This is a genomic window from Sphingomonas parapaucimobilis NBRC 15100 (assembly GCF_000787715.1).
GTDB lineage: Bacteria > Pseudomonadota > Alphaproteobacteria > Sphingomonadales > Sphingomonadaceae > Sphingomonas > Sphingomonas parapaucimobilis.
This window is the reverse complement of sequence record NZ_BBPI01000065.1, coordinates 1-26,008: the sequence shown is the minus strand read 5'-3', so window position 1 is coordinate 26,008 and position 26,008 is coordinate 1. Positions and strand designations below refer to the sequence as shown.

21 protein-coding genes and 1 riboswitch are annotated in these 26,008 nt (G+C 66.8%); of the genes, 12 read left to right on the top strand and 9 right to left on the bottom strand.

Annotated elements, in window-relative coordinates; genetic code table 11:
- Positions 1-7: 7 nt before the first annotated feature.
- The 3 genes from SP5_RS11205 to rhmD are packed head-to-tail and all read right to left on the bottom strand — an operon-like array spanning position 8 to position 2,804.
- The gene (locus tag SP5_RS11205) at positions 8-757 is read right to left on the bottom strand and encodes an SDR family NAD(P)-dependent oxidoreductase (protein WP_042488520.1); all 750 of its coding nucleotides are present in this window, start codon (positions 755-757) and stop codon (positions 8-10) included.
- A complete protein-coding gene (locus SP5_RS11200; protein ID WP_042488496.1) occupies positions 754-1,611 on the bottom strand; it encodes a 2,4-didehydro-3-deoxy-L-rhamnonate hydrolase in 858 nt (285 codons plus the stop codon). The genes SP5_RS11205 and SP5_RS11200 overlap by 4 nt, the downstream gene beginning before the upstream one ends.
- Before the next feature lie 11 nt (positions 1,612-1,622).
- Positions 1,623-2,804 (bottom strand): L-rhamnonate dehydratase, encoded by a 1,182-nt coding sequence (gene rhmD / locus SP5_RS11195; protein ID WP_042488494.1) that lies wholly within the window; start codon positions 2,802-2,804, stop codon positions 1,623-1,625.
- A 96-nt stretch (positions 2,805-2,900) separates the two neighbouring features.
- Between rhmD and SP5_RS11190 the strand changes: the two genes are divergently transcribed.
- The 4 genes from SP5_RS11190 to SP5_RS11175 all read left to right on the top strand — a co-directional run bounded on the left by SP5_RS11190 (position 2,901) and on the right by SP5_RS11175 (position 5,716).
- Positions 2,901-3,686, top strand: a complete 786-nt coding sequence (locus tag SP5_RS11190; RefSeq protein ID WP_241823780.1) for an IclR family transcriptional regulator — start codon at positions 2,901-2,903, stop codon at positions 3,684-3,686.
- Entirely contained in the window at positions 3,687-4,448 is a 762-nt protein-coding gene (gene lra1 / locus SP5_RS11185) for an L-rhamnose 1-dehydrogenase Lra1 (protein WP_042488490.1), read from the top strand.
- Between the two features lie 232 nt (positions 4,449-4,680).
- On the top strand, positions 4,681-5,328 hold the full coding sequence (locus SP5_RS18525) for a TetR/AcrR family transcriptional regulator (RefSeq protein WP_052811504.1): 648 nt from the start codon (positions 4,681-4,683) through the stop codon (positions 5,326-5,328).
- A gap of 64 nt (positions 5,329-5,392) precedes the next feature.
- A complete protein-coding gene (locus SP5_RS11175; protein WP_042488487.1) occupies positions 5,393-5,716 on the top strand; it encodes a hypothetical protein in 324 nt (107 codons plus the stop codon).
- Positions 5,717-5,946: 230 nt separating this feature from the next.
- Here the strand turns inward: SP5_RS11175 and SP5_RS11170 are convergent, their stop codons facing one another.
- From SP5_RS11170 to SP5_RS11155, 4 genes are all read right to left on the bottom strand, one after another.
- On the bottom strand, positions 5,947-7,956 hold the full coding sequence (locus SP5_RS11170; protein WP_042488484.1) for a glycoside hydrolase family 97 protein: 2,010 nt from the start codon (positions 7,954-7,956) through the stop codon (positions 5,947-5,949).
- Entirely contained in the window at positions 7,956-10,406 is a 2,451-nt protein-coding gene (locus SP5_RS11165) for a TonB-dependent siderophore receptor (RefSeq protein WP_042488481.1), read from the bottom strand. The genes SP5_RS11170 and SP5_RS11165 overlap by 1 nt, the downstream gene beginning before the upstream one ends.
- A 239-nt stretch (positions 10,407-10,645) precedes the next feature.
- Entirely contained in the window at positions 10,646-11,695 is a 1,050-nt protein-coding gene (locus tag SP5_RS11160; protein ID WP_042488479.1) for a LacI family DNA-binding transcriptional regulator, read from the bottom strand.
- Between the two features lie 29 nt (positions 11,696-11,724).
- Positions 11,725-12,993, bottom strand: a complete 1,269-nt coding sequence (locus SP5_RS11155) for an MFS transporter (RefSeq protein ID WP_042488476.1) — start codon at positions 12,991-12,993, stop codon at positions 11,725-11,727.
- A 432-nt stretch (positions 12,994-13,425) separates the two neighbouring features.
- Here SP5_RS11155 and SP5_RS11150 point away from each other — a divergent pair, with 432 nt between their 5' ends.
- The 4 genes from SP5_RS11150 (at position 13,426) to hemN (ending at position 18,960) form a co-directional block, all read left to right on the top strand.
- Positions 13,426-13,857 carry a DUF2946 family protein gene (locus SP5_RS11150; RefSeq protein WP_042488473.1) on the top strand — a complete coding sequence of 144 codons (432 nt, stop codon included), beginning with the start codon at positions 13,426-13,428 and terminating at the stop codon, positions 13,855-13,857.
- Between the two features lie 321 nt (positions 13,858-14,178).
- Positions 14,179-16,206, top strand: a complete 2,028-nt coding sequence (locus SP5_RS11145; protein ID WP_042488471.1) for a TonB-dependent receptor — start codon at positions 14,179-14,181, stop codon at positions 16,204-16,206.
- A 297-nt stretch (positions 16,207-16,503) separates the two neighbouring features.
- Positions 16,504-16,677: riboswitch (yybP-ykoY riboswitch) on the top strand.
- 6 nt (positions 16,678-16,683) lie between these two features.
- On the top strand, positions 16,684-17,256 hold the full coding sequence (locus tag SP5_RS11140) for a manganese efflux pump MntP (RefSeq protein WP_042488468.1): 573 nt from the start codon (positions 16,684-16,686) through the stop codon (positions 17,254-17,256).
- Between the two features lie 381 nt (positions 17,257-17,637).
- Positions 17,638-18,960 carry an oxygen-independent coproporphyrinogen III oxidase gene (gene hemN, locus SP5_RS11135; RefSeq protein WP_042488465.1) on the top strand — a complete coding sequence of 441 codons (1,323 nt, stop codon included), beginning with the start codon at positions 17,638-17,640 and terminating at the stop codon, positions 18,958-18,960.
- Between the two features lie 57 nt (positions 18,961-19,017).
- On the opposite strand, the gene SP5_RS11130 is transcribed toward hemN, so the two are convergent.
- Both SP5_RS11130 and cydD read right to left on the bottom strand, forming a co-directional pair.
- Entirely contained in the window at positions 19,018-20,616 is a 1,599-nt protein-coding gene (locus SP5_RS11130) for an amino acid ABC transporter ATP-binding/permease protein (protein ID WP_042488462.1), read from the bottom strand.
- A complete protein-coding gene (cydD, locus tag SP5_RS11125) occupies positions 20,613-22,256 on the bottom strand; it encodes a thiol reductant ABC exporter subunit CydD (protein ID WP_042488515.1) in 1,644 nt (547 codons plus the stop codon). Before cydD ends, SP5_RS11130 begins: the two co-directional genes overlap by 4 nt.
- A 124-nt stretch (positions 22,257-22,380) precedes the next feature.
- Here cydD and SP5_RS11120 point away from each other — a divergent pair, with 124 nt between their 5' ends.
- The 4 genes from SP5_RS11120 to SP5_RS11105 are packed head-to-tail and all read left to right on the top strand — an operon-like array spanning position 22,381 to position 26,001.
- A complete protein-coding gene (locus SP5_RS11120; RefSeq protein WP_042488460.1) occupies positions 22,381-23,949 on the top strand; it encodes a cytochrome ubiquinol oxidase subunit I in 1,569 nt (522 codons plus the stop codon).
- A 13-nt stretch (positions 23,950-23,962) separates the two neighbouring features.
- A complete protein-coding gene (cydB, locus tag SP5_RS11115) occupies positions 23,963-25,102 on the top strand; it encodes a cytochrome d ubiquinol oxidase subunit II (protein ID WP_042488456.1) in 1,140 nt (379 codons plus the stop codon).
- A gap of 14 nt (positions 25,103-25,116) precedes the next feature.
- The gene (gene cydX / locus SP5_RS18790) at positions 25,117-25,233 is read left to right on the top strand and encodes a cytochrome bd-I oxidase subunit CydX (RefSeq protein WP_042488453.1); all 117 of its coding nucleotides are present in this window, start codon (positions 25,117-25,119) and stop codon (positions 25,231-25,233) included.
- A gap of 57 nt (positions 25,234-25,290) precedes the next feature.
- Positions 25,291-26,001: a Crp/Fnr family transcriptional regulator gene (locus SP5_RS11105; RefSeq protein ID WP_042488449.1), complete on the top strand. Its 711-nt coding sequence runs from the start codon at positions 25,291-25,293 to the stop codon at positions 25,999-26,001.
- The last annotated feature ends 7 nt before the right edge of the window (positions 26,002-26,008 follow it).

Genomic DNA, 26,008 nt, shown 5'->3' with positions numbered 1-26,008 from the left:
GCCAAATTCAGAAGGTGGTGCGGCCACCCGACGTGTCGAAGGTCGCCGCCGTGGTGAAGCTGCATTCCTCGCTGGCCATGAAGCAGACCATCGCCGCCGATTCCTCGACCAATCCCAGGCGGCCCATCGGGATCTTCGAGCGCATATAGTCGACCTGGCTTTGCGGCAGCTGCTCCAGGATCGGGCTTTCGAAGGTCGCGGGCGTCAGCGCATTGGCGATCACGCCCTTGCCCGCCAGTTCCTTGCCCAGCGACTTGGTGAAGCCGATCACCGCCGCCTTCGACGCCGAATAGGCGCTGGCATTGGGATTGCCTTCCTTGCCCGCGACCGACGCGACGTTGACGATCCGGCCATAGCCCTGTTCGAGCATCAGCGGCACGACCGTCCGGTTGCAATAGAACAACCCGTCGACGTTGACGCTCATCACGTTCAGCCAGCTCTGCACCGGAAATTCATGGACGGGCGCCGTCGCGCCGGTGATCCCGGCCGAACAGACCAGGATGTCGACCCGGCCCAGCGCCGCCTTGCTGTCGGCGAATGCGGCCTCGACCTCGCCGAGTTCCGCGACGTTCAGTGCCACGACATGGGCCGCGCCGACCTCGCTGCGCGCGCTCTCCAGCGCCTCGGCGTTCAGATCCCACAGTGCGACCCGGCCGCCCTCCGCGACGATCCGCCGCGCGACCTCCTTGCCCAGCCCGGAGGCGCCGCCGGTGATGATCGCGGCGCGTCCGGCGAAGCGCCCTGCATAGACGCTCATGCCGATGCTCCGGTGCGCGGGTGCCGCCACGCGACGACCGACTGCGCCTGCGTGCCGAGCTTGTCGATCGACAGCGCCATCGTGTCGCCCGCCTTCAGATAGATCGCCTCGGGCTTCTTGCCCTCGCCGACGCCCGGCGGGGTGCCGGTGATGAGGAGGTCGCCGGGCTCGAGCGTGATATATTCGCTGACATAGGCGATCAGTTCGTCGACCGGGAAGATCATCGTCCGGGTGTTGCCGGTCTGCATCCGCTGACCATTGACGTCGAGCGACATGTCCAGGTCCTGCGGATCGCCCACTTCGTCGGGCGTCACCAGCCACGGGCCGGTCGGGCAGAAGGTGTCATGCCCCTTCCCCTTCGACCACTGGGTGCCGCGCTGCTTCTGGTTGAACCGCTCCGACACGTCGTTGACCAGCACATAGCCCGCGACATGATCCAGCGCCTCGGCGCGGTCGACATAGCGGCAGGTCTTGCCGATGATGACGCCCAGTTCGACCTCCCAGTCGCCATGCGTCGACCCCTTGGGCAGCATCACGTCGTCATTGGGACCCGACAGGCTGGACAGCGCCTTCATGAACATCATCGGCTCGGTCGGGATCGGCAGGTTCGATTCGATGGCGTGGTCACGGTAATTGAGGCCGATCGCGACGATCTTGCCGATACCCGCGAGCGGCACGCCATAGCGCGGCGTCCCCTCCACCACCGGCAGCGCGGCAACATCGGCAGCGAGCGCCTGCGGCAGCGCCGCGATCGTCAGGTCGGAGACGACGCCGGACAAGTCGCGGATCGCGCCGTCGGCATCGACGATGCCGGGTTTTTCCTGGCCGGGCTGGCCATAGCGACAGAGCTTCATGGGTCGGGTCCTCAGTGGGTATAGGGGCGGTGAAGGGGCACGTCGGCGTTCAGCTCGACACCGAAACCGGGCTTGTCGAGCGCACTCGCGCGGATGCGGCCATTCTGCGGCACCGGCTCGCCCAGCAGCTGCGGCGCGAACATCGGCACGATCTCGGTCGGACCGGGGTGCATCATCAGGAATTCGGCGAAGGGCGAATTGTGCCGCGTGACGACGAAGTGATAGCTGTAGACGCTCGACCCGTGCGGGACGACCAGCTTGCCCTGCGCATCGGCCAGCGCGCTGATCTTCAGCAATTCGGTCACGCCGCCGCACCAGCCCACATCGGGCTGGATGATGTCGCAGCAGTCCATCTCCATCAGCATGCGAAAGCCCCAGCGGGTCGCCTCATGCTCGCCGGTGGTGACCAGCATCCCCTTGGGCACGTTGCGCTTCAGCTGTTGATAGCCCCAGTAATCGTCGGGACTGATCGCCTCCTCGATCCACTTCAGGCCATGCTCATGCGCGGCGATGGCGAGGCGGGTCGCATAGTCGACGTCGAGCGCCATCCAGCAGTCCCACATCAGCCAGAAGTCCGGGCCGACCTTCGCGCGCATATCCGCCAGCTCGGCGATATTCTTCTTCAGCCCCTCGATCCCCTCGGCGGGGCCGTGGTGCAGCGGCATCTTGCCACCGATGAAGCCCAGCTCCTTGGCGATGTCGGGACGCGCGCCGGTGGCGTAGAATTGCAGTTCGTCGCGCACCGCGCCGCCGAGCAGGTGATAGACCGGCTCCTGCCGCAGCTTGCCCAGCAGGTCCCACAGCGCCAGGTCGACGCCCGAGATCGCGTTGATGACCAGCCCCTTGCGCCCGTAATATTGGGTCGAGAAGTACATCTGGTCCCAGATCTTCTCATAGTCGGTCGGGCTGCGCCCTTCGAGAAAGCGCGCCAGATGCTTCTCGACGATGTAGCAGGCGGGCTCGCCGCCGGTCGTCACTGCAAAACCGATCGTGCCGTCCTCCGCCTCGATCTCGACGACCAGCGTACCCAGCACGTTGATGCCGAAGCTCTGCCGCGACTGGCGATATTCCGGGTAACGGCTCATCGGCGTCGCGATGTGGTCGTCGATCCAGTGGCCCGCGCCCTGGTCGTGATAATCGGCACCGGCACCCCGCGCGACAAAGGCACGAACATGCTTGATCTTCGGCAGCATCAGACCTCTCCTCTCGTTGCCCGCTTATGCATATTCGTACGTTCACGTTCAATATGTATTTTCATATAGTGGGAAGCTGTGTAAATGGATGGGACGATGGAGAGAGAGACCAAAACCAATACGGGTGTCGGCGGCAGCCAGACCCTGATGCGCGGTCTGGACGTGATCGAGGCCGTGGCCGCGGGCGCGATCACGCTCCAGCAATTGTCCGACACGCTGGAACTGACGCGCAGCACCACCCACCGCCTGGCGGCTTCGCTGGTCGAGCGCGGCTATCTCGGCTTCACGCCGCGCAGCGGCTATCGCCTGGGACCCAAGCTGCTCGAACTCGGCCATCTGGCGCAGGAACAGGCCGACATCGTCCAGGTCGCGCGCCCTCATCTCGAGGAACTGGCGCAGTCGACCGAGGACACTGTCCATCTGGGCATCCTGGACGGCGACCTGGCGCTTTATCTCGACAAGATGCCGGGCAAGCGCCGGATCACCATCTCCAGCCGGGTCGGCGACCGCCAGCCGCTATCCTCGACCGGGCTCGGCAAGGCGCTGATGCTCGATCATCCCCCCGCCTATTGGGACGAACGGTTCGCAGCGGAGCATGCGGATCGCGCGCCGCATGTCGACCACGCCGTCTGGCGCGAGCGGATGGTCGGTTACGTTGCCGCCGGACGCGCCTTCGACCTCGAAGAAAATGAGGATCAGATCCGTTGTGTCGCCGCGCCGATCCGCGATGCACGCGGGCGAATCGTCGGTGCGATCAGCGTATCGAGCGCCGCCCAGTATATGAGCGACGGCCGCCTTCACGATCTGTCGGAGAGCGTCACCGCGACCGCGCAGGCCATCAGCCGGGATCTCGGCTGCACGATCACCAACAAGGAGGGATAGATGCTGCTGGAAGGCAAGAAGGTTCTCGTCACGGGCGCGTCGGCCGGGATCGGTCGGGCGGCGGCGATCGGTGCCGCCCGCCACGGCGCGGACGTCGCGATCAACTATGCGGGCAACGACGCGGCGGCCGAGGACGTCGTCCGCCAGATCGAGGCGCTGGGTCGCCGCGCCCTGGCGATCAAGGGCGACGTCGCCGAACACGCCACCGCAGGTGCGTTCGTGTCGCAGGCCGCCGACACGCTGGGCGGGCTGGACGTCTTCGTCAGCAATGCGGGTATCTGCCCCTTCCACGCCTTTCTCGACATGCCGCCCGAAACCTTCGAGCGGACGATGCGCGTCAACCTGCACGGCGCCTATTACATGGTGCAGGCCGCGGCCAACCGGATGGTCGAACAGGGGCGCGGCGGCGCGATCGTCGCCGTATCCTCGATCTCCGCGCTGGTCGGTGGCGAGTTCCAGACCCATTACACGCCGACCAAGGCGGGTATTCATTCGCTGATGCAATCGACCGCGATCGCGCTCGGTCGCCATGGCATACGCTGCAATTCGGTGCTGCCCGGCACGATCCTGACCGATATCAACAAGGACGACCTGGCCGACCTCGACAAGCGGGACCGCATGGCCGCCCGCATCCCGCTCGGCCGCCTCGGCGAGCCGGACGACCTGGCCGGGCCGATCGTGTTCCTGGCGTCGGACATGGCGCGCTACGTCACCGGCGCGGCGCTGCTGGTCGACGGTGGCGCCTTCGTGAACCTGCAATAAGGGCGATCGATACCCCGGATGACCAGCGCTCTGGCATGTTTTGTGGGCGGCACGGTCGTGATCGCGCCGCCCCCGGGCGCGTAAAGGCCGCGACCCGCCGAAACCGCCGGGGACCCGTGACGGGGTTCGCCAGGGCGCCGACCGGCGAGACACGGACCGCCGCGATCGATCGCAGTGCGCTGGTCGCCTGACCCCGCTTTATGCGGCGCGGCATATGCCCTAAGCAGGGCCGATGCCCAAGCCAGCCGCGCAGACCTTCGCCCCCCGCCGCGGGCGCCCCACCGCCAAGCAGACCGCCGCCATCGAAAAGGCGATCGTGGACTGCGCGCGCGCGATGTTCATCGAGAACGGCTATGACGCGACGGCCATGGAAACCGTCGCGCTCAAGCTCGGCATTTCAAAGGGAACACTCTACACCCGCTACCCGTCGAAGGAGGCGCTTCTATCCGCTGTCGTGAAGGACAGCGTCGAACGCTGGTCCGCCGAGGCGGCCGAGCATGATCACGAGCTGACCGACGATATCGGCCAGCGGCTGCGCCACCATGGCCATATCATCGCGGGGTCCCTGCACAATATCGAAGTCCAGGCGTTTCAGCGGCTGCTGCTGGCGAACGGCAATCGCTTTCCCGAACTTGGCAGTGCGATGCACCAGCACGGCACCCAGTTCATCGTGGACCTCATCGCCCGCGACATGGCCGAGGCCGGAGCGCGCGACGGCCTGCGCCCGCAACGCCCGGCGGAAACCGCCCTGACCTTCGTGTCCGCCATCACGGGATGGCACATGCAACAGGCGAGCTTTCGGGCGGTGACCCGTGACGAAACCGAAGCATTCGCAGAACACCTCGTGACGCTTTTCATGGCTGGCCGTTCGGCGTGGTAGCTTGATATACGTACGCAACCGTGCGATATTGCAGAGGTTACGTTCGGTATGGAGAGGATATAGCATGCGTACACTTCTCACGGCATTCGCCGTCATGGTCTGTGCCGCTGGCGCACAGGCGCAGACCGCCGCCCCCGCCACGACCGCGGCCAAGGCAGCGCATTACAGCACGGCATCGACCCAAATCGGCACCCTGCTCGACGATCCGGCAGCCAAGGCGCTGATCGAAAAGAACATCCCGGGCATGACCACCAACGACCAGATCGACATGGCGCGTGGCATGACCCTGAAGGACATCCAGCAATATTCGCCCGACACGATCACCGACAAGGTGCTGGCGAACCTCGACGCCGAATTCGCCAAGATTCCGGCCAAGCCCGCCTCGTAAACATTTCGCCCGATGCAAAGGGGGAGCGGTCCGTCCGCTCCCCTTTTTTTGCTCGGGAGGTCGGGCGAAGTACGTCACCGCCGTTTCGTCCGTGGCCGTGATGGGCGGATCGTCACCGGGCTGCCTGGGCATGGCGATGATTTCGAGGCCGGGTCTCGCCCGCCGCATCGAGCCGAACCGATAGCGGCCTCAGGGATTTCGGCGTCGACCACAAAATCCCGCAGCGACCGCTACAGCCGTCGGAAACGGATCGCCTGCCCCCCGCCTCGCGCCAGACGGAGCGAAAGGGCCTCCTTGCGCGATACCATTTGCCGCCGGATCGCCAATCTTTCCGGGGCGGTGCGCCAATCGGCTCCTGGGCCATCCGAATAGATGGTCGCTTCGTATGTTGCGCCCTTATCGAGAAAATCGAGGGGGACGGTCAATGTTCGCGCGCTGTCGTTGGTGATCGCACCCAGATACCAGTCCGCGCTGTTCCGATCGCGCCGCGCGACGACGGCAAAGTCGCCGATCGCGCCCTGTAGCGTGCGGCTGTCCTCCCAATCGGTCGGCACGTCCCGGATGAAGCGGAAAGCATCGGCGTGCTCGTCATAATGTTCGGGCAGATCGACGGCCATCTGTACCGGACTGTACAGCACGACATACAGCGCCAGCTGGTTGGCAAGCGTCGAGGGCTCGCGGTTGTTGGGCCGGGTCGCGCGATAGTCGAAATGAACGACGCCGGGCGTATAGTCGAACGGCCCCGACAACAGCCGGGTGAAGGGCAGGATGGTGGTGTGGTCGGGCGCGTTGCCGCCGTCCGGGCTGCCGCCATTATATTCCTGTCCCCGCGCGCCTTCGCGGCTCATCAGATTGGGCCAGGTACGACGCAGGCCGGTGTCCTTGACCGGTTCGTGCGGGAAGATGGCGATGCGGTGCCGCGCCGCCGCTTCGACCACCTTTTGCAGGCTCTGCACCGCATATTGGCCATCGGGCCATTCGGTCTCGTCAAGGCGCGTGCCGACATAGCCGAGCTTGATCGAACGCACGCCGTAGCGGTCGTAATAGTCGAGCGCCGGTTCGAGCTGGCGGAGATAGTCCTTCACCTGTCCGCCGGTTTCGTGATGGCCGATCAGGTCCACGCCCTTGGCCCGGGCATAGGCCGACACCGCCGCCATGTCGAAGGCGGGCTGCGCGCGATCGAAGACGAAGCGCGAATGGCCGTTCTTCCACCATTCGGGCACGTCCCAGCCGACATTCCACCCCTCGACCAGCACGCCCTTGATGCCGTGCTTCGCCGCCCAGTCGATATAGGCTTTCGTGCGCGCGGTGGTGGCGCCCAGCTTCGGCCCCGGTTCCCAGGTCAGCAGGCCGGTGTGCATCGCCCAGAAGATGCCGATATATTTCTCCGGCTTGACCCAGGACACGTCGCCCAGCCGATTGGGTTCGTTGAGGTTCAGGACGATGGTCGAGTCCGCCAGATGCGCGACATCGGGGGCGACCATCACGACACGCCACGGGGTCACCGCCCCGCCATGCGTCCGCGCGCGGTCGCCATTGGACCAGGGCGACAGATCGGCCTTCAGCGTGCGGCTATTCTCCTCGGGCATCCGCAGGTTCATCGACGGGAAGTCGACCAGCGCCGCCTCGTGGACCGCCATCGCCACGCCGTCGCCTTCCAGCGTCAACGGGGTCTGCGCGGTCTGGATCGCCGACAGCGCCGAGCGGCTATATTCATATTCGCTATACTTCTCGCGGTAGGCCGGGATCGACCAGGCGCGGTAATTCTGCGCGAAGTGGAACTCGGTTTCCTCGTCGGTCACGACCAGCTTCTGCTCCGCCGCGCCAGGCAGCGTATAGCGAAAGCCAAAGCCGTCATCGAAGACGCGGAACTCGACGCCCAGCTGGCGACCATCGGCGGCGGCCAGCGTCGCGACCAGCCCGCGATAGTGTTCGCGCATCTGCCGCCGCTCGCCCCAGGGCTGGGTCCAGGGGCGGTCGAGCGCAATCGGGCGACTGGCGACCAGCGTCAGCCCGGCGTCGAGCGGCGCGGCATCCTTGAACCGGAACCCCAGCCGCGACCGGTCGAGGATCAGCTTGCCGTCATAGCGCGCGCGGTACACCGCCTCGCCATGATCCACCGCCAGATCGACCGCGATGCGGCCATTGGGGGACGTGACCGTCTGCCACGCCTGCCCCAGCGCCGGCGTCGCCGCGACCAGCGCCGCGAGCCCGACGATCATGCCCAGCCGCTTGCGCATCAGAAACTGTAGGTCAGGCTGGCGCGGACACGGCGGCCGAAGATCGGGCGGCCCTGAAACGCGGTTTCCTGCACGCCGATGATCGAACCCGCGCGCGGATTGCCCTCGGTCAGGCCGACCTCGTTGAACAAATTGGTCGCCACCACCTGCGCCTGGAGCGCGTCGGTGACCTTCCAGTTCGCGCCCAGCCGCACCTCGGTATAGCTGGGCAGGACGATGGTGTTGGCCACATCGACATAGCGCTTGCCGGTATAGGCCGCCTCGCCGAAGATGTTCACCCGGTCGCCCAGCAGATGCAGCGTGGGACGGACCGAGACCTGCACCTGCGGCTGGCGGACGATCTGGTTGCCGCTGAAGTCGAACCGCCCGCTCGCATCCTGTCCGGCGAAGCTGGTATAGTTGATCTTCTGGTAATTGCCGCTCGCCGCCAGCTCGAAGACATCGACCGGGCGCAGCGACAGTTCGACCTCGATACCCTTGGATTCTGCCGCCGCCGTCTGGTTGATCGTCTGCGCCTGTCCGTTCGGCCCTGCGACGATCGTCTGGAAGGCGATGTTGGGGAATTTGTTGTAGAACAAGGTGACGAAGGCCGAGAAGGGCCGGGTCGCGTATTTCAGCCCGCCTTCGACCAGGTCGATGCGGTTCTCAACCGGCACGCCGCCGAACCACTGCACGAATTCGGGCGTCACGCGGAAGCTGCGGCTATAGCGGGCAAAGGCCGCGACCCGCTTGTCGAACTCGTAATTCGCGCCCGCCGAAAAGGCCCATTGCCCGGTCTTGAAGCGATAGGGTGTCGTCACGCCGTTAAAGACCAGCACATTGTCGTCGGCGATGGTGGTCGCGTCGCCCAGATTGGCGCGGGTCGTCTGCGCGATCGTGCCATCCTTCGCGACATGATGATAGCGTGCGCCCAGATCGATGCGCAGCGCCTCGGTCACCTGCCACGCGTCGGTCATGTAGAAGGCGTTGATCGTCACCTTGTCGCGGAAACGCTGCAAATTGCTGTGCAGGTTGAGCAGGCCGTTCTTGGTCAGGGCCACGGTCTGCTGCCCGGCCGCGTTGAGGCCGACCACGTCGAAATAGCGCGGGCGGTTGATCGCCTCGACCAATATGTCGTTCCAGTTCCAGTTCTGCGTCTGGTTGAAATGGCTGAAATAATAACCCGCGGTCAGGGTATGGCGACCGATGCCGGTGTCGAGCTTCTTGGTGACGCTCAGGTCGTTGATCACATTCTCGACATCGACGAGCGTGTTGAAGATGCTCTGCGTCAGCGCCAGCTGGTTGCCCAGCGCAGCGGCGGCGACGGTCTGACCGTTGCTGGCGTCGCGATAGACGGCGGACACGGTGTCGGGCCGGGCGGCCTGCAACCGGGTGAGCGCGCCTACCAGGAAGCCTTGTGACGTGGCGATCCCCGAGCTGAACAGCCCGTTGAAGTCCACCGTGCCGGTCGTGTAGCGGGCGCGGTCGTTGATCTCCCATCCGTCGCCCAGCGGCTTGTTGAAGATCGCGGTGAAGGTGTCGGTGTCGGTATGGATGCCCTGGGTCAGGTCCACCCGCTTGTCGAACGCGCCGCTGCCATCGGGCACGGTCAGCCGGGCGAAGGCGGTGTTGACCAGCGTGCCCGTGCCCGCGTCCAGACCCGGCAGGCCCTGGGACGGGCTGGCCAGCGGAATGGCGGTGTAGAAGATGTTCTTGTCGTCCAGCTTGCGATAGCTGACGAACAGAGAGCCGCTGTCGGCGAAGTCATATTGCAGGCCGACCCGGAATTGCCCGCCCTGGTTGCCGGTGAAGCCGGGGTTCCTGAGGCCGTTATCCTCGCGATAGAAGCCGCCGATCGCAAAGGACAGCCGGTCGTTCAGCGGGCCGGAGACGTTGGCGTCCATCCGGTAATGATCCCAGTCGCCGACCTCGCCCTTCACCATGCCCTGGAGCGTGCGGGTCGGGCGTTTGGTCAGGACGTTGACGACGCCGCCCGGCGCGTTCGACGCGGTGATCGAGGCCGAGCCGCCGCGCACGATCTGAAGCGAGTCGATCGTCGCATCGACGCGGAAGAACTCATCGGCATTGGTGAAGGCGCCCGCGCCCTCTTCCCACACCGGCAAACCGTCCTCGAGCAGCGGGAGATAGCGGTAATTGTCCGCCGGAAGGCCACGCGAATAGACGTTGTTGCCGACCTCGCCGCCCGAGCTTTCGACATAGATGCCCGGCGTCGAGGCGATCAGATCGGCAATCCCCAGCGGGGCCTTTTGCGCGATCGCCTGCGGGTCGATGGTGGTGATGGCGTAGGACGTGTCGAACTTGCGGGTGCCGGTGCGCGTGCCGGTGACGATGATCTCGTTCAGGCCCAGGTCGCTGCCCTGCGCGGCATCGGCGGCTGGCTGTTCGCTCGTGGCGGGGGGCGCGGTCGGTGACTGGACCGATTGCGCAAGCACAGGCGCCAGGGGCACCATCCACGTTACCGAAGCCATCAATGCCAAGCGACATGCACGCATCATAATCCCCTCCAAGGCGCCTCTGCCGGGCAATCCACCTCATGAGGGAAAAGTGATCTCGGCCGCAAATTAATGCAACATATTTCCGCAAACGATTGTAATTTACATGACGTTACCGACTGGCGTCCATGTTAAAGGCGGTGGATCAACAGCTTGGCTTTATGTGGCGTGATTAATTTGCACGATATGAAGCGCATCTAACGCCCGCATGAAGCGCGAATCACGAGATCGGTCGGCAGGCGTTCGGACTTGGCGCGATGCCCATCGATGATGCGTAGCAGCTTCGACACCAACAGGTTGCCGGCCTTGATCGCATCCTGGCGGATCGTGGTCAGGCCGGGCGTCGACAAGGCGGCCGCGTCGATATCGTCATAGCCGATCACCGCGACATCCTCCGGCACGCGCAGTCCCCGCTGGCGCAGCGTTTGAATCGCGCCAAGCGCCACCAGGTCGGAGGCTGCGACGATCGCATCGAAGGCGATGCCGCGCTCGAGCAGGTTGTCGACGGCCTCGGCCCCTTCGGATCGACCGGCGGCCGGCGTCTGGATCATCGCCGGGTCGAACGCCACGTCATGAGCCGCCAGCGCCGAGCGATACCCCTCCAGCCGGATCGCGACCTGCGAGAAGGGCGTCCGCGCGGCCGCGATCGGCGGCATCGCTCCGATAAACGCTATGCGTCGCCGCCCTTTTCGCAGCAAATGCGCCGTCGCTTGAAATCCGCCCTCATGATTGTCGCCACCGATCGAGCAGTAGCTCTGCCCCGCCACCTCGACGCCCCATGCCACCAGTGGCTTACCCAGGGCGGCATAATGATTGAGCGTGTCGTGGAATTGCGACTGCCCCAGGAAGATCACGCCCGCATAGGCGCTCTGGTCGAGAAACTGTGCGAGGGTGGTGTCATCATAGGGCGTTTGCCATACGATCGACATATCGCGCCGCCGCTCGCGCATGGCGGTTCCAACCCCACCGATCAGCGCCAGCTCGAACGGGTTGGCCAATTGGCTTCCATGCGCGGTGGCGACTGGTACGACGAGACAAATCTGGTCGGATAATGTCGGTGCGGCGTGGGGCACCTTTTGCGGGACATGGACATAGCCAAGTCGTTCGGCCGTGCTCAGCACCCGTTCGCGGGTTTCGTCGCTAATCGCGCTATGGCCGGTCAGCACGCGCGATACGGTCGCGACGGATACGCCCGTTTCCGCGGCGATGCTGCCCAGCGTCGGACCATTCCGCCTCGTCCTCACCATGGCTGCGCCTCTATTTGCATTTTCTTGCATTACGCCGGTGCAACGGGTTCGTCCATCTCGGGCAGCCCTAGGCTCAGGCCCGCACCCACCGCCATCAGCACCCCTGCGAGCGGCAGGACGGGCCACGCGATCCCGCCCAATAGGTGCGCGATGAACCAACCCATGGTGAGTCCCGCGACAAGTTGCGGCACGACGATGAAGATGTTCATGATGCCGATGAACGTACCGGCGGTCGCACGCGACACCGCCCGGCCCGCCAGCACGAAGGGGGCGCTGAGGATCGAGGCGTAGGCGATGCCGATCAGCACCGCACATCCCAGCAGCCCGACGGGATGGCCGATCACCGCAAGGCCGCCGAGCCCCAACGCGCCCGCCGCCAATGCTGCCGCATGGACATATGTGACGCCGAAACGACGGAACAGTCCGGGCAGCAGAAAGGCGAACAGACCCGCCACGCCGTTATACGTGCCGAACAGCACGCCGACGAAATCCGCTCCCCGCGCATAGGCCCCGTCAAACGGAGAGGTCGCGCCATAGAGACGCGCAGCGATAACCGGCGTTGCATAGACCCAGAGGAGATACATGCCGAACCAGCTGAAAAACTGAACGGCCGCGACCGATCGCAAAGCGCGCCACAATGCAGCGACCTCCGCCCCGCGGGCGCGGGCATGGCCGTTTCCGCCGCCTTGTATAGGGGGTGAGGCGGGCTCCTTCACCCGCGCGACCGTCCAGCCGACCGACACGGCCACCGCGATGGCCGCCGTGAGGAAGGCGATCCGGATCGAGGGCGCGGTCTGCCCTGGCTGGGCGACGTTCGCCCAGCCGCCCCAGGCCAGCAGAACGGGCGCACAGGCCCCCGCCAGGGCACCCAGCCCGATGAAAACGGTCTGCATGGCATAGCCGCTGGCATGATCCTCGACCGGCAAGGTATCGGCGACCAGGGCGCGATAGGGCGCATGGAGCGCGTTCATCGCAGCCTCCAGCACCCAGACCGCCATGACGGCCACAAGCAATGACCCCGCCAACGGCAGCGCCGCCAGTGCCGCGATCACCACCAGGGCCGATACCAGAATATAGGGCCGCCGCCGCCCAAACCGACTGCCATGGCGATCGCTGAGCGCCCCCATGACGGGTTGCACCAGCAATCCCGTCACCGGTCCTGCCAGCCACAAGATCGCAAGCTGGTCGACCGTCGCGCCCAGCCCCTGAAACAGACGGCTCAGGCTCGCGCTCTGAATGCCAAAGGCAATTTGAAGCCCAAAATAGCCGACGCTGAGATCGAACCCTTTAAGACGCATCCGCCTCTCCATGCATGGACCGTGTACGCCTTCGATAGTCCTCATCGGAAGCAGGCAGGATTCGGGCGGACGATGCCGCTAACCCCTGATCTCTACACCCATGAGCGACCGGCGCGTGACGCCATAGACTTGATCCCCCCTTCCCCTTCAGGGGGGCTTGGCCCGGATCGATCTGATGTCATCCGCCCCCAAGGGAAGCTATCGTTTAGAGTTGAAAGCGATCAGCATTGCACGGTTTTAGCCCCTCCCCTGAAGGGGAGGGGTGAGCAGAGTTGATCGTTTTCGACTCTAGGGCGGAAAAGCCGGGCCGATCAGCGCTAGATCTGCTGCGCCGGGGGCCAGCTTTACGCTGGATTGCAGCCGCCCGATCCATGGTGGCGCTGACAGAATGCCCAAGTGACATGACATGGCATTCACGATAACGCCGCGATCGTGCAGGCCTTCCGGTATCTCTTGGCGCAACGCCACCTGGCGGCGCTGATCTATGCCGCCGCGATACTCTTGAGGCTGCTGGTGCCGACCGGCTACATGGTCGCACCCGATCATGGATGGTTCGCCATCACGATCTGTTCCGGGATGGCGACCGGGGCCGGGGACATGGCGATGCCCGGCACGGATCATGCCATGGCCATGGCGCATGGGACAATGCCCGACACCGGCCAGCCGAAAGATCACGACAAGCCGGAAATGCCTTGCGCCTTTTCGGGACTGTCCGCGCAGGTGCTGGGTTCGGTCGACATCGTGCTGCTGGCCATCGCGCTGGCCGCCGTCGCGATCATGGCGCTGCGGGCCATCCCGCGCGTCGCCCCGCGTGCCGCACCCTATCTGCGCCCACCCCTGCGCGGTCCCCCGCTCTGCGCCTGACGGAATGACCGGCAAACCGGCCGGCCAAGTCCGTCGTCGGGCAGCCCGGTCGGCTGTCACGCGAACCATGCCCCATATCGGTTTGCGGTCGCAAGCGATCGATGGTGCGGGCGTATCGCCAGCACGAGAGCGCATCGCCGCCACCGTGCGCCTTGGCTTCGCAAGACCGTACCGCCCGAGGCCGTGAAGCCGATGGCCGGGCCGATCAGGGGCTTTCCGGCGCAGGCCAATGCCCTGGCTTGGTCAGACACCGACTGACGCGTCCGTTCGCAAAAACACGAAACGCATTCGGCCCGCCTGGGAGCGGGCCTGGGGGACTCTATGTCGAAGACCAGTTTGATGGTGGCGGTCGCCGCCTCCTGTTTCCTGATCGCCGCGCCGTCGGCCGCGCAGCAGCGCGCCGATGCGCCTGCCCGCGCCGACACGCAGGTGACGATCGGCGGCGACGAGATCGTCGTCACCGCCCAATCCATGGCGCGCTCGACCGCCAACGTGCTGACCTCGGTCGACGTGCTGAGCGGCGATGTCGCGCAGCGCCAGAATGTCGACAATGCGTGGGAGCTGTTCGCCCGGCTGCCCGGTGTGGTCCTGACCGACTTCAACCAGGGCACGACCTCGGGCCGCTTCTCGATCCGCGGCTTCAATGGCGAGGGTGAGATCAACGCGGTCAAGCTGCTGATCGATGGCGTGCCGTCCAACGACAATGCCGGGCGAATGGACTTCATCGACTTCATCTCCCCGCTCGACATCGCCTCGGTCGAGCTGGTGCGCGGCACCTCCGACCCGCGCTGGGGGCTGCACGCGATCGCGGGCAGTGCCGATATCAAGACGCGGATCGGCGGCAATTATCTCGACGCGCGCGGCATCGTCGGTGCGTTCGGCACCTATGACGCGCAACTGTCGGCGGGGGTCGAGACCGGACGACTGAGCCAGAACTATCTGCTGTCCTATCGTCAGAGCGATGGTTTTCGCGACCATGCCGATCTCGACCGGCTGAACGTCGCGGGCAAGTGGTTCTACGACTTCGGCCCCGCCAGGCTCGGCCTCATCGCGCGCCACAGCCGCAGCGAGGCGCAGGAGCCGGGCTATCTGACCGATGCCGACGCCTATACCAACCGGTCGCGATCCTACGACGTCTCGGCGACCGACGGTGGCAGGCGCGAACTCAGCCAGTACAGCCTGCACCTCGACGCCGATCTGGCGCGCGACCTGTCGCTGACCGCCCTGGGCTATGCGACGACCAACCACGACAATCGCTATGTCCGCTTTTCGGCCAATGTCGCGCAGCAGCAGCGGCTGACCGACGAACAACATTATGGCGTCGTGACCGGCCTGCACTGGCATGCGGCCGACTGGCTGATGGCCGAGGCGGGCGGCGATGTGCAGTGGCAGCACAACCAGAGCCTGCGCTGGACCACCGACCGGCGGATCATCACGGCCGCCACGCGCAACCAGGATTTCGACCTGACGGTGGGCGGAGGCTATGTGCAGGCGATCGTGACCCCGGTCCGCTGGCTGACGATCACCCCGGCATGGCGGATCGACCGGGTGAGCGGCCATTTCACCAACCGGCTGAACGGCCAAAGCTATCCGGTCAATGATTACGGCACGATCAACCAGCCCAAGCTGTCGGTCGCGGTGACGCCCGTCCCCGGCCTGACCGCCTATGGCAATTTCGGCCGCACCTTCCAGATCGGCGCGGGCTCGGGTGCCTATGTCGTGCCGCCGCGCGTGCGCGATGTCGCCGCCTCGATCAACGAAGGCTTCGAAGGCGGCATCAAGCTGACGCAGGGCCGCTGGCTGACCGCCCGCGCCGCGCTGTGGCAGCAGACCGCGACCGGCGAGCTGAAGCGGCGCCTCAATGATCCGTCCGGCGAATTCGACAATCTGGGCGCGACGCGGCGTCGCGGCTTCGATGTGGAGGCGAGCGTGCAGCCTTTGCCCGGCCTGTCGGCCTGGGCAAGCTGGTCGCACCAGAAGGCGATCATTCGCGTTCCCGATCCCTCAGCCCCGCTGACGGCGGGCAATGAGATCGATCATGTCCCCAGGAACGTCTACACCGCCGGGATCGAATGGGCACCGGCGGCGCGGCCGTGGCGCGCCTCACTCTGGGGCAATGGCCAGTCGTCGTACGAATTGGACACCGCCAACCGCCAGGGCCGCTATGGCGACTATTTTCAGGTCACCGCCGAACTGGCCTACCGCATCACCAAGGCGATCGAGGTATCGGCGCAGATACGCAACCTGACGAACGATCGGTACGAATATGTCTGGTACGACGGCACGCAACGCCTGCATGCGCCCGCCGATCCGCGCAGTGTCTTCGGCGCGGTCCGGGCGCGGTTCTGACCATGCGGGTATCATCGGCAGCCCTGGGGCGATCATGGCGGATCGCGATCGGCCGGAGGCGGTATGGCAGAGTGAGGCGCTTCGGGTCGACATATCGCATGGGGGTGGCTTGCCGCTCGCCACGATCATCGTCCCTGGCCATGGCGCGCCATCAATAGCCATCATCGCCTGGCGATGATTCGAAAGCGGTTTTGGCTATAACCGAGCGCGATTCGAGCGGTAGCATCGCCTCTCGATCAATCGGACGGCAGTGATCGTATTTACCGTCTGGAGACAGCGGGCTTTACCAGATATTGGGCCTGCATCCTTGGGGAGTAGCTACCCGCAGTAGTGGGGTTGCCGTCAACATCCTTGAGCCATCGGCTCGTGGCGGCAGCAGCAGGTTCGTCCTGCCCAGCGAGACCAATGATGCAGCGCTCCGCTTTGTGGCCACGGGTGCATGCATCATGTGGTTTGCTGGCCCTGAGTAATGACGTGATGCCCGGAATTCTGACGCTTGGCGCTTTGGGCGCAAGCCTGTCCGTGGATGCCTTTGCGGCGGCGCTGGGCAAGGGCGCGACTGAAGGACGAGCCCGTTTTCGCGATGCGATCAAGGTCGGCATCGTCTTTGGCTTTTTCGAGGCGCTGACGCCTGCGCTCGGCTGGCTGCTCGGCTTTGCGCTGAACGACTGGATCGCGGACTATGACCATTGGGTTGCGTTCGGCCTGCTGTTCGCGGTTGGCGCCTATACGATACGGGAAGCCTGGACGAACCAGGATGAGGCGCAGCAGGACGACGGCGAGACCAAGCCCGGCATGCTGCGCCTTGCCGCGACGGCGATCGCGACGAGCGTCGATGCGGCGGCTGTGGGTGTGACCCTGGCCCTGATGGACGTCAACATCTGGGCCGCCTGTCTGGTCATCGGCGGGACGACCACTTTGATGGCGACGATCGGCGTCATGCTTGGCAAGCATATCGGACCTTATCTGGGCCGATATGCCGGCATCCTTGGTGGCTTTGTCCTGATCGTCATGGGCGGCGTGATCCTGACGCAGCACCTGTCCTCTTAGGCCGGATCGACATTCAGTCCCCCCTCAATTCCTCCCCTGCAAGGGGAGGGGGACCATGCGCAGCATGGTGGAGGGGTATCACCGCTTGCGATGTCTGACCGACCTCTCAGACCGGGACACCCCTCCGTCAGGCCTGCGGCCTGCCACCTCCTCTTCCAGGGGAGGAAGCAAACGAATGTCGATCCGCCCTAGAACATGATGACATGGGATCGAACCAAGCCCCTCCCATGTCTGATGGGATGATGGCGGCCTTCTCGTGTCACCTGTGTCGACATCCGAAGACCCATTGGGAGCGTGCCGCCCCATCGCCTTGACGATCGACACAGGCTGGTTTGATGCCGGTCAAAGGCGCGCCCGCAGGATCTGGGCACGGCATGGGCCATGTGGCCCTATCATCCCGAACTGCTCGCCCGGCCCGTGCCGCGCTACACCAGCTATCCCACTGCCGCCGAATTTTGCGACGGGGTGGGTCATGACGACATGGCTGCCGCGCTCGACGCCATCGATGCGAATGCGGACGTGTCGCTCTATCTGCACATCCCCTATTGCCGGGCGATCTGCTGGTATTGCGGGTGCAACACCGCCGCGGCGAACCGCACCGCGCGGCTCGATGCCTATATGGTCCGGCTGCATGCCGAGATCGACAGGGTCGCCGCCCGGCTGGACGGGCGCGGGCGGATCGGGCGGATCGCCTTTGGCGGCGGGAGCCCCAACGCCATCGGGCCGGACGCGTTTGCGGCGCTGGTCGCGCATCTGCGCACCGCCTTTGCCTGCCGGGATGCGCCGCTATCGCTGGAGATCGACCCGCGCGGCTTCGCGCCGGACTGGGCGAGCGTCATAGCCGAGACCGGCGTCACGCGGGTCAGCCTGGGCGTGCAGACCTTCGATCCCATGCTCCAGGCGGCGATCGGCCGGGTTCAGCCCCGTGCAGACATTATCCGCGCGGTCACGCTGTTGCGCCGCGCCGGAGTCGGATCGATCAATTTCGACCTGATGTACGGCCTGCCCGGTCAGACCGACGCAGCGCTTCAAGCGACCTTGGACGAAACGATCGCGCTTGCACCCGAGCGGCTGGCCGTCTTCGGCTATGCGCATGTCCCCCACCTGATCCCGCGCCAGCGCCGGATCGACGCGACCGCACTCCCCGACGCAGCAGCGCGCTTCGCACAGGCCGCATGGGCGCATGAGCGACTGACGGCAGCGGGCTATCGGCCAGTCGGGTTCGATCACTTCGCCAAACCGGACGATCCCATGGCGCAGGCGGCGGCCAACGGTACGCTGCGCCGCAATTTCCAGGGCTTCACCGACGATCCCGCCGACATCCTGATCGGCCTGGGCGCCAGCGCGATCAGCGCGTTTCCCGACCGCCTGCTCCAGAATGCGAAGAATACGGGCGAATGGCACCGGGCGCTCGGTGCCAATCGGTTCGCAACCGTGCGTGGTATCCGTCGGACGCCACTCGACCAGCGGCGGGGCGCGGCGATCGCGGGGGTGCTGTGCCATGGCGTCGCCGATACGGACGGACTGCCGGAGCGGGACGCCATCCGGATCCGGCTTTCCCGTTTTGAGAAGGCCGGACTCCTCCGATGGGAAGGCCATCGCCTTCGCCTGAAGGCCGACGCCCTGCCCTATGCCCGCAGCATTGCCGCCGCCTTCGACGCCTGGCGCAGCGAGGACGACACGCGTTTCAGCCACGCCGTCTGACCTGCCGCCTGGACCGCCTGCGCCGTACGGCATGGCGCGTTGCGACGGGCAGCCGGGTCAGGCGGCGGAGCGGCGGGTTCCGCCAACGGCCGCCCATTGCCGATCGCACAGGGCCGAGAGCACCGGCCGGTGGCTGACCAGGATCATCCCCTGCCCGGTCCGCGTCAGCCGCGCGTGCAGGCGTCGCGCGACCTGCGCCGCCACCCCCGCATCCAGCCCCTCGCCGGGTTCGTCGAGCAGCAGCCAGGGCGCATCCGCCAGATAGGCGCGCGCCAGCGATAGCCGCCGCCGCTCGCCGCCCGACAGCCGCGCCCCATCCTCGCCCAGCCAGGTATCGAGTCCCTCGGGCAAGGCGCGCACCACGCCATCAAGCACGGCGTCGCGCAACGCCCGCCACATACGGTCCTCGCTCGCCTGGTCATCGGCCAGCCAAAGATTGTCGCGCACCGTGCCCGCCATCAACGCCGCGTCCTGCGGCGCCCAGGCGAAGGTCGCACGCAGGGTCGCAGGTCCGAGGGAGGCGGCATCCCGCCCCCCGATCATGATCCGGCCAAGCGCCAGCGGACGAAGGCCCAGCAATCCCTCGACCAAGCTCGTCTTGCCGCAGCCCGATGGCCCCGTCAGGGCGATCCGGCTGCCCGGCGCGAACGGAGCGCCGTCGATCATGAGGCTGGCGTCGCATGCCCGGTCTGCCGCCGGATGCTCTTCCGCCGCCGCGAACAGCGTTCCCAGTCGCACCTCCGCCTCGCGAAGCCGTCCCCGCTCGGTCATCGCGCGCAGGATCGGCGCGGCCGCATCGGCCGTCATCGCCGCCGCCAGGGCCGCCAGCGCCGCGATTGGTGCGCCAGCGCCCGCCGACAGGACCAATGCCGATGCCGCCGCCAGTGCGACGCTGATCGCATGGAGCGCCTCGAACCGTGCCGCCACCGCCGCCTGCCGGGCCTGCGCCTCGGCCAGCCGGTCGCTCGCCGCCGCGATCCGGGCGGTCGCCCAATCCTCCAGCGCGAAACAGCGGAGTTCCGCCGCCGCGCCGCCGAGCGTCGCCACCTCCTCGCGGAGGGCGCCCATCGCCCGCTGCACCGCGCGGCCGGGCTGTTCCAATTGGTGCGCCCAGAGGCGGGCCAGACCGAGCGCTCCCCCGATACAGGCCAGCGTCGCGACCATGGCCGGCCATCCGCCAAGCAGCGTCAGCGCCGCGCCCGCCACCAGCGCCGCCACGACGCCCCACGGCCCCGACAGGCGGACGAAATGCCATTCCACCGCATCGACATCGCCAATGAGCCGCGCCGTCGCCTCGCCCCGGCCGAGCGCCAGCGCGACCGAGGGCGGCGCAACCGTGAGCGCGCGATAGAGCGCAGGCCGCAGCCGGGCGAGCGCGCCAAAGGCCGCGCCATGGCTCGCCAGCCGCTCACCATAGCGTGCGCCGGTCCGCACGATCGCCAGCAACCGGATCGCGGCGGAGGGCAGCATATAGTTGAACGCCTGCGCCGCGACGATCCCCGCTCCCCCCGCCAGCGCCGCGGCGGTCAGGAACCAGCCCGACAAGGCCAGCAACAGCACCGAGGCGATCGCGACCAGCGCGGCACAGAGTGCGGCCTGGCGCAAGCGGCGGCGTTCCCGCCAGCGTTCGGCGGCGATCAGCCTGTGGAGGGTCATGCGGTATCTCCCAGATGCACGACGCGGGTCGCGATGGCGGCCAGCGCGGGGCTGTGGGTGGCGATCAGCGTCGTGCGGCCTTGCGCGGCGCGCGCGACGGTCGCGATCAGCGCGGCTTCGGCGGCAGCATCCAGATGTGCGGTCGGCTCGTCGAGCAGCAGGAAGGGTGCGGGATTCAGCAATGCTCGGGCCAGCGCGATCCGCCGCCGCTCGCCGCCGGACAGCCCGCCGCCCCGGGCATCGAGCTGGGCATCGAGGCCACCCGGCCGAACCGCGAGCATCGGCCCCAAGCCCGCCGCCGCGACCGCGCGCTGGATCGCCAGTTCGTCCGCCGGGGGATGGGCCAGCGTCAGATTGTCGCGGATCGTACCTGCGATCAGCAGGGGATGCTGGCCCGCCCAGCTCGCCTGTCCCGCCAGCGAGACCAGGGGGACGCCACCCGCCTCGACCGTTCCCGCCGATAGCGGGGCGAGCCCCAGCAGCAGGTGCAGGACGCTGGTCTTGCCACTGCCCGAGGGGCCGAGCAGCGCCACCGTCTCGCCCGCCTCGATCCGCAGCGACAGATGCGAGACGGCCGGGGCATCACTACCCGGATAATGGATGGCGACGTCGTACAGGACCAGCGGGGCCGCGACCCGGACCACGGGCACAGGCTCCGGTTCCGCCAGCGGCATCAGCGTGTCGGCGGCCGTCTCCGCCGCCTGCTTGTCGTGATAGGCCGCAGCCAGGCGGCGCATCGGGGCGTAGAATTCGGGCGCCAGCGCCAGTACGAAAAAGGCCTGGGCGAGGGTCAGCGTCTCGGGCGCGGCGAAGGGCAGCAGGCCGAGCAGCGCGAAACCGCAATAGACCGCGACCAGCGCGACCGAGAGTGCCGCAAAGAATTCCAGCGCGGCGGAAGACAGGAAGGCGACCCGCAGGACGCGCATGGTCCGCTCGGCCAGCTCCTGCGCCGCCGCGCCGATCGCCTCGGTCTCGCGTGTCTCGGCCCGGAAGGCCAGCACCACCGGCAGGCTGCGCACCCGGTCGGCGAAGCGGGCCGACAGGCGGTGCAGGGCGACGAATTGCCGCCGAGACTCGTCCGCCGCCGCGCCGCCCGCCAGGATCATCGCCGCGATGAACGGCACCAGGGTGGCCGCGAGAATGGCCGCCGCCACCCAGCTGGCGCAGACGGTCGCGGCGAGGACGAGCAGCGGCGCGACGGCGGCGGCCCGGCGCGCGGGCAGGAAACGCGCGACATAGCCGTCCAGCGCCTCGACCGCATCGACGGCCTGGCTGGCGAGCAGGCCGCTGTCGATCGGGACGCCGGGCTTGCGATACAGCGTGGCGGCCACGGCGCGAAGCCGCTGCGCGCGCCTGACCGCCCCCGCCCTCACCGCGCCCCGCCGCAAGGCCAGGGTCGCGAACACCCCACGCAACGCCCCCGTGGCGAGCATCAGCACGGCCCAGGGCAGCACCGCCCCCTGCCCCGCCCCCTGCCCCGCCACCACCGTCACGCCGCCCGCGATCCCCGCCGCAAAGCCGATCGCCGCCAGCGTATCGAGCAGCAACAGGCCCGCCACGCCGTCACGCCGCCCGCCTGCATCCTTCAACCAGCGGTTGCGCGCCTTACGCGTCGGGGGAGCATGGGCGATCGTCGTCATGCCGCGACGGTCGCCCCGACCGCAGCCGCTGTCTTTGACTGCGGTCAATGTCCGCGCGGAACCGCAGGTCTAGCGAGTCGATCGGCAAGGGGCCGGGGGGCGGCTCCTTTTTTGGAGACCTGCTATGGACCCCGGCGTCGTAGACCTGTCGCGACTGCAATTCGCGGCCACCGCGCTGTATCATTTCCTGTTCGTGCCGCTGACGCTCGGCCTGTCGATGATGCTGGTCATCATGGAATCGGTCTATGTCATGACCAACCGCCCGGAATGGCGCGTGACGACGCGTTTCTGGGGCAAGATCTTCGGCATCAACTTCGTGCTGGGCGTCGCCACCGGCCTGACCATGGAATTCCAGTTCGGCACCAACTGGTCCTATTTCTCGCATTATGTCGGCGACATCTTCGGTGCCCCGCTGGCGATCGAGGGGCTGATGGCCTTTTTCCTGGAGGCGACGTTCGTCGGGCTCATGTTCTTCGGCTGGGACCGGCTGTCGAAGCTGGGCCATCTGATCGTCACCTTCATGGTCGCGCTGGGCACCAATTTGTCGGCGCTGTGGATCCTGGTCGCCAATGGCTGGATGCAGAATCCGGTCGGGGCCAGCTTCAATCCCGACACGATGCGGATGGAGGTCACCGATTTCGGCGCGGTGCTGTTCAATCCCGTAGCCCAGGCCAAGTTCGTCCATACCGTCAGTGCGGGCTATGTCTGCGCCTCGGTCGTGGTGCTGGGCGTGTCGGCCTTCTGGCTGCTCAAGGGCCGCTTCCTGCCCGTGGCGCGCCGGTCGATGACGGTGGCGGCGGCGTTCGGCCTCGCCTCCTCGCTATCGGTCGTCGTGCTGGGCGACGAGAGCGGCTATGCGCTGACCGACAACCAGAAGATGAAGCTCGCCGCGATCGAGGCGGTCTGGCACACCGAGCCCGGCCCCTCCGGCCTGACCCTGTTCGGCTATCCCGACACCGTCGCGCGCGAAACGCGGTACAAGGTCGAGATTCCGTGGCTGCTCGGCCTGATCGCGACGCGCAGCCTGGACGGCACCGTCACCGGCATGTCCGAGCTGGTCTTGAAGGCGCAGGAGCGGATCGCCTCGGGCGTGATCGCCTATGACGCGGTCCAGCGCTTGAAGGCGAACCCGCAGGACATGGCCCAGCGCGCCCGGTTCGAGGCGCACAAGCGCGACCTGGGCTATGCCCTGCTGCTCAAGCGCCAGATGGCCGATCCGCGGACCGCGACGCCGCAGCAGATCGAGGCGGCGGCGTGGGATACCGTTCCCGATGTCGGCCTGCTCTTCTGGAGCTTCCGCATCATGGCGGCGATCGGCTTTGCGATGATCGCGCTCTTCGCGACCGCCTTCGCCCTGTGCTCGCTCCGGATGCACATGGATTCGCGCTGGTTCCTCCGCCTCGCGGTGGCGGCGATCCCGCTGCCCTGGATCGCGATCGAGCTGGGCTGGCTGGTCGCCGAGCTGGGGCGGCAGCCCTGGGCGATTGAGGGCGTGCTGCCGACCTTCCTGGCGACCAGTTCGTTGTCGCGGGCTGCGCTCTGGACCACGCTGGCCGGCTTCACCGCGCTTTATGGGGTGCTGGCGGTGATCGAGGTGCGGCTGATCCTCGCCGCCATCGCGCATGGCCCTGAGGAGCGGGACGACCAGCCCGCGCCCGGTCCCATCCCCGCCACCATTCCCGTCACCGCCTGAAGGAGGCCAGGACATGTTCGATTATGAGATGTTGCGCCTGATCTGGTGGGCGCTGCTGGGCGTGCTGCTGATCGGCTTCGCGCTGACCGACGGGTTCGACCTGGGCGTTGCCACCCTGCTGCCCTTCGTCGCGCGCAACGATGCCGAGCGGCGGATGGTCATCAATTCGATCGGCCCGACCTGGGAGGGGAACCAGGTCTGGTTCATCCTGGGCGGCGGTGCGATCTTCGCGGCCTGGCCGTTCGTCTATGCGGTCAGCTTTTCGGGCTTCTACCTCGCCATGTTCCTCGTGCTGGCCGCGCTGATCCTGCGGCCGGTGGGGTTCAAATATCGCTCGAAGAAGCCCGATCCGGCCTGGCGCGCGCGCTGGGACTGGGCATTGTTCGTCGGGGGACTGGTCCCCGCGCTCGTCTTCGGCGTCGCGGTCGGCAATGTACTGCTGGGTGCGCCCTTCCGCCTCGATGGCGATCTGCGCGCCTTTTACGATGGCACTTTGCTCGGGCTGTTCACGCCCTTCACGCTGGTCTGCGGGCTGTTGTCGGTGGCGATGCTGGTGCTGCACGGCGCGGCTTGGCTGTCGATCAAGGTCGAGCATGGCCCCGTCCATGACCGGGCGCGGGGGTTCGGGACGGTGGCGGCGATCGCCTCCATCCTGTTGTTCGCGACCGGCTTCGCCTTCGTCGCCTGGGGCGATATCGGTTACCGCATCGTCGGCGCGGTCGATCCGCTCGGCCCGTCCAACCCCTTGCGCATGACGGCGGAGCGGGCGGGCGGCGCATGGCTCGACAATTACGCGACCTATCCGTGGATGACGGCGCTGCCCGTGCTGGGCTTTGCCGGGGCCGTGCTGGTGCTGGTCGGTATCCGTAGCGGTCGCGAGGTGCTGGCCTTTGCCGGGTCGTCGCTCGCCGCGACGGGGATCATCGCCACCGTAGGTTGCGCGATGTTCCCCTTCATCCTGCCGTCCAGCATCGACGCGCATAGCAGCCTGACGGTGTGGAACGCCTCGTCCACGCCTAAGACGCTGGGCATCATGCTCTTCGTCACGCTCGTCTTCCTGCCGATCGTGCTCGCCTACACCGCCTGGGCTTACCGGGTGATGTTCGGGCGCGTGACGGCGGAGGCGGTGCGTACCAACCCCGACTTCTACTGAGAAAGGAACGACCCATGTGGTATTTTTCCTGGGTCCTGGGCCTCGGCCTTGCGGTCGGCTTCGGCATCCTCAACGGTATCTGGCACGAATTCCATCTGCCGCAGGACGACAACGTGTCACCGCGACACTGACAGATAGGACAATCCGTCCGACGACAGGGGATCATGGCCGCGCTATAAGGCAAGGCCATGATCCCGAACGACATCTGTGCCGATTGCGCGGTGCGCGACCGGGCCTTGTGCGGCAGCCTGGATGACCGGGAACTGACCGCGCTGAACGCCATCGGCCAGCGTCGCCGGGTCGCGCGCGGCCAGACCATCGCCTGGGCAGGCGACGAAGCGGTGATCTGCGGCAATCTGCTGACCGGCGTGCTGAAGCTGGTCGCCGCCACCGCCGATGGCCGCGAGCAGACGGTCGGCCTGCTCTACCCCGCCGATTTCTTCGGGCAGCCCTATGCGGGCGATGTCGACTTCACCCTGACCGCGCTGACCGAGGCCGAGCTGTGCGTCTTTCCCCGCGCCGCGTTCGAGCGGGTGCTGGAGAATCATCAGCGGCTGGAACGCCTGCTGCTCCAGCGGACCTTTGAATCGCTGAACGAGGCGCGCGGGCGGATGCTGGTGCTGGCGCGCAGGTCGGCCGGGGAGAAGCTGGCGGGCTTCCTGCTCGACATGGCGGCGCGCGCGGGGGCCAGCGGGTGCCGGGCCAGCCGCGACGGGCCGGTCACCTTCGACCTGCCGCTGACGCGCGGGCAGATCGCCGATGTGCTGGGCATGACGATCGAGACGGTCAGCCGCCAGCTGACCCGGATGAAGCAAAGCGGCCTGATCGGCCTGCCGGGCGGCCGCGCCATCACGATCAGCAACCGCGAGGCGCTGGCGGCGCGCGCCGAAGCGGCCTAGAGTTGAA

Excerpts from the sequence above, each read along its gene's own strand:
- SP5_RS18525 (WP_052811504.1), top strand. The coding sequence starts at position 4,681 with ATGCCCAAGCCAGCCGCGCAGACCTTCGCCCCCCGCCGCGGGCGCCCC.
- rhmD (WP_042488494.1), bottom strand. The coding sequence starts at position 2,804 with ATGCTGCCGAAGATCAAGCATGTTCGTGCCTTTGTCGCGCGGGGTGCC.
- SP5_RS11145 (WP_042488471.1), top strand. The coding sequence starts at position 14,179 with ATGTCGAAGACCAGTTTGATGGTGGCGGTCGCCGCCTCCTGTTTCCTG.
- SP5_RS11170 (WP_042488484.1), bottom strand. The coding sequence starts at position 7,956 with ATGCGCAAGCGGCTGGGCATGATCGTCGGGCTCGCGGCGCTGGTCGCG.
- SP5_RS11205 (WP_042488520.1), bottom strand. The coding sequence starts at position 757 with ATGAGCGTCTATGCAGGGCGCTTCGCCGGACGCGCCGCGATCATCACC.
- SP5_RS11130 (WP_042488462.1), bottom strand. The coding sequence starts at position 20,616 with ATGACCCTCCACAGGCTGATCGCCGCCGAACGCTGGCGGGAACGCCGC.
- lra1 (WP_042488490.1), top strand. The coding sequence starts at position 3,687 with ATGCTGCTGGAAGGCAAGAAGGTTCTCGTCACGGGCGCGTCGGCCGGG.
- cydD (WP_042488515.1), bottom strand. The coding sequence starts at position 22,256 with ATGACGACGATCGCCCATGCTCCCCCGACGCGTAAGGCGCGCAACCGC.
- cydB (WP_042488456.1), top strand. The coding sequence starts at position 23,963 with ATGTTCGATTATGAGATGTTGCGCCTGATCTGGTGGGCGCTGCTGGGC.
- SP5_RS11160 (WP_042488479.1), bottom strand. The coding sequence starts at position 11,695 with ATGGTGAGGACGAGGCGGAATGGTCCGACGCTGGGCAGCATCGCCGCG.
- SP5_RS11175 (WP_042488487.1), top strand. The coding sequence starts at position 5,393 with ATGCGTACACTTCTCACGGCATTCGCCGTCATGGTCTGTGCCGCTGGC.
- SP5_RS11165 (WP_042488481.1), bottom strand. The coding sequence starts at position 10,406 with ATGGTGCCCCTGGCGCCTGTGCTTGCGCAATCGGTCCAGTCACCGACC.
- SP5_RS11155 (WP_042488476.1), bottom strand. The coding sequence starts at position 12,993 with ATGCGTCTTAAAGGGTTCGATCTCAGCGTCGGCTATTTTGGGCTTCAA.
- SP5_RS11140 (WP_042488468.1), top strand. The coding sequence starts at position 16,684 with ATGCCCGGAATTCTGACGCTTGGCGCTTTGGGCGCAAGCCTGTCCGTG.
- SP5_RS11190 (WP_241823780.1), top strand. The coding sequence starts at position 2,901 with ATGGAGAGAGAGACCAAAACCAATACGGGTGTCGGCGGCAGCCAGACC.
- SP5_RS11200 (WP_042488496.1), bottom strand. The coding sequence starts at position 1,611 with ATGAAGCTCTGTCGCTATGGCCAGCCCGGCCAGGAAAAACCCGGCATC.
- cydX (WP_042488453.1), top strand. The coding sequence starts at position 25,117 with ATGTGGTATTTTTCCTGGGTCCTGGGCCTCGGCCTTGCGGTCGGCTTC.
- hemN (WP_042488465.1), top strand. The coding sequence starts at position 17,638 with ATGTGGCCCTATCATCCCGAACTGCTCGCCCGGCCCGTGCCGCGCTAC.
- SP5_RS11105 (WP_042488449.1), top strand. The coding sequence starts at position 25,291 with ATGATCCCGAACGACATCTGTGCCGATTGCGCGGTGCGCGACCGGGCC.
- SP5_RS11120 (WP_042488460.1), top strand. The coding sequence starts at position 22,381 with ATGGACCCCGGCGTCGTAGACCTGTCGCGACTGCAATTCGCGGCCACC.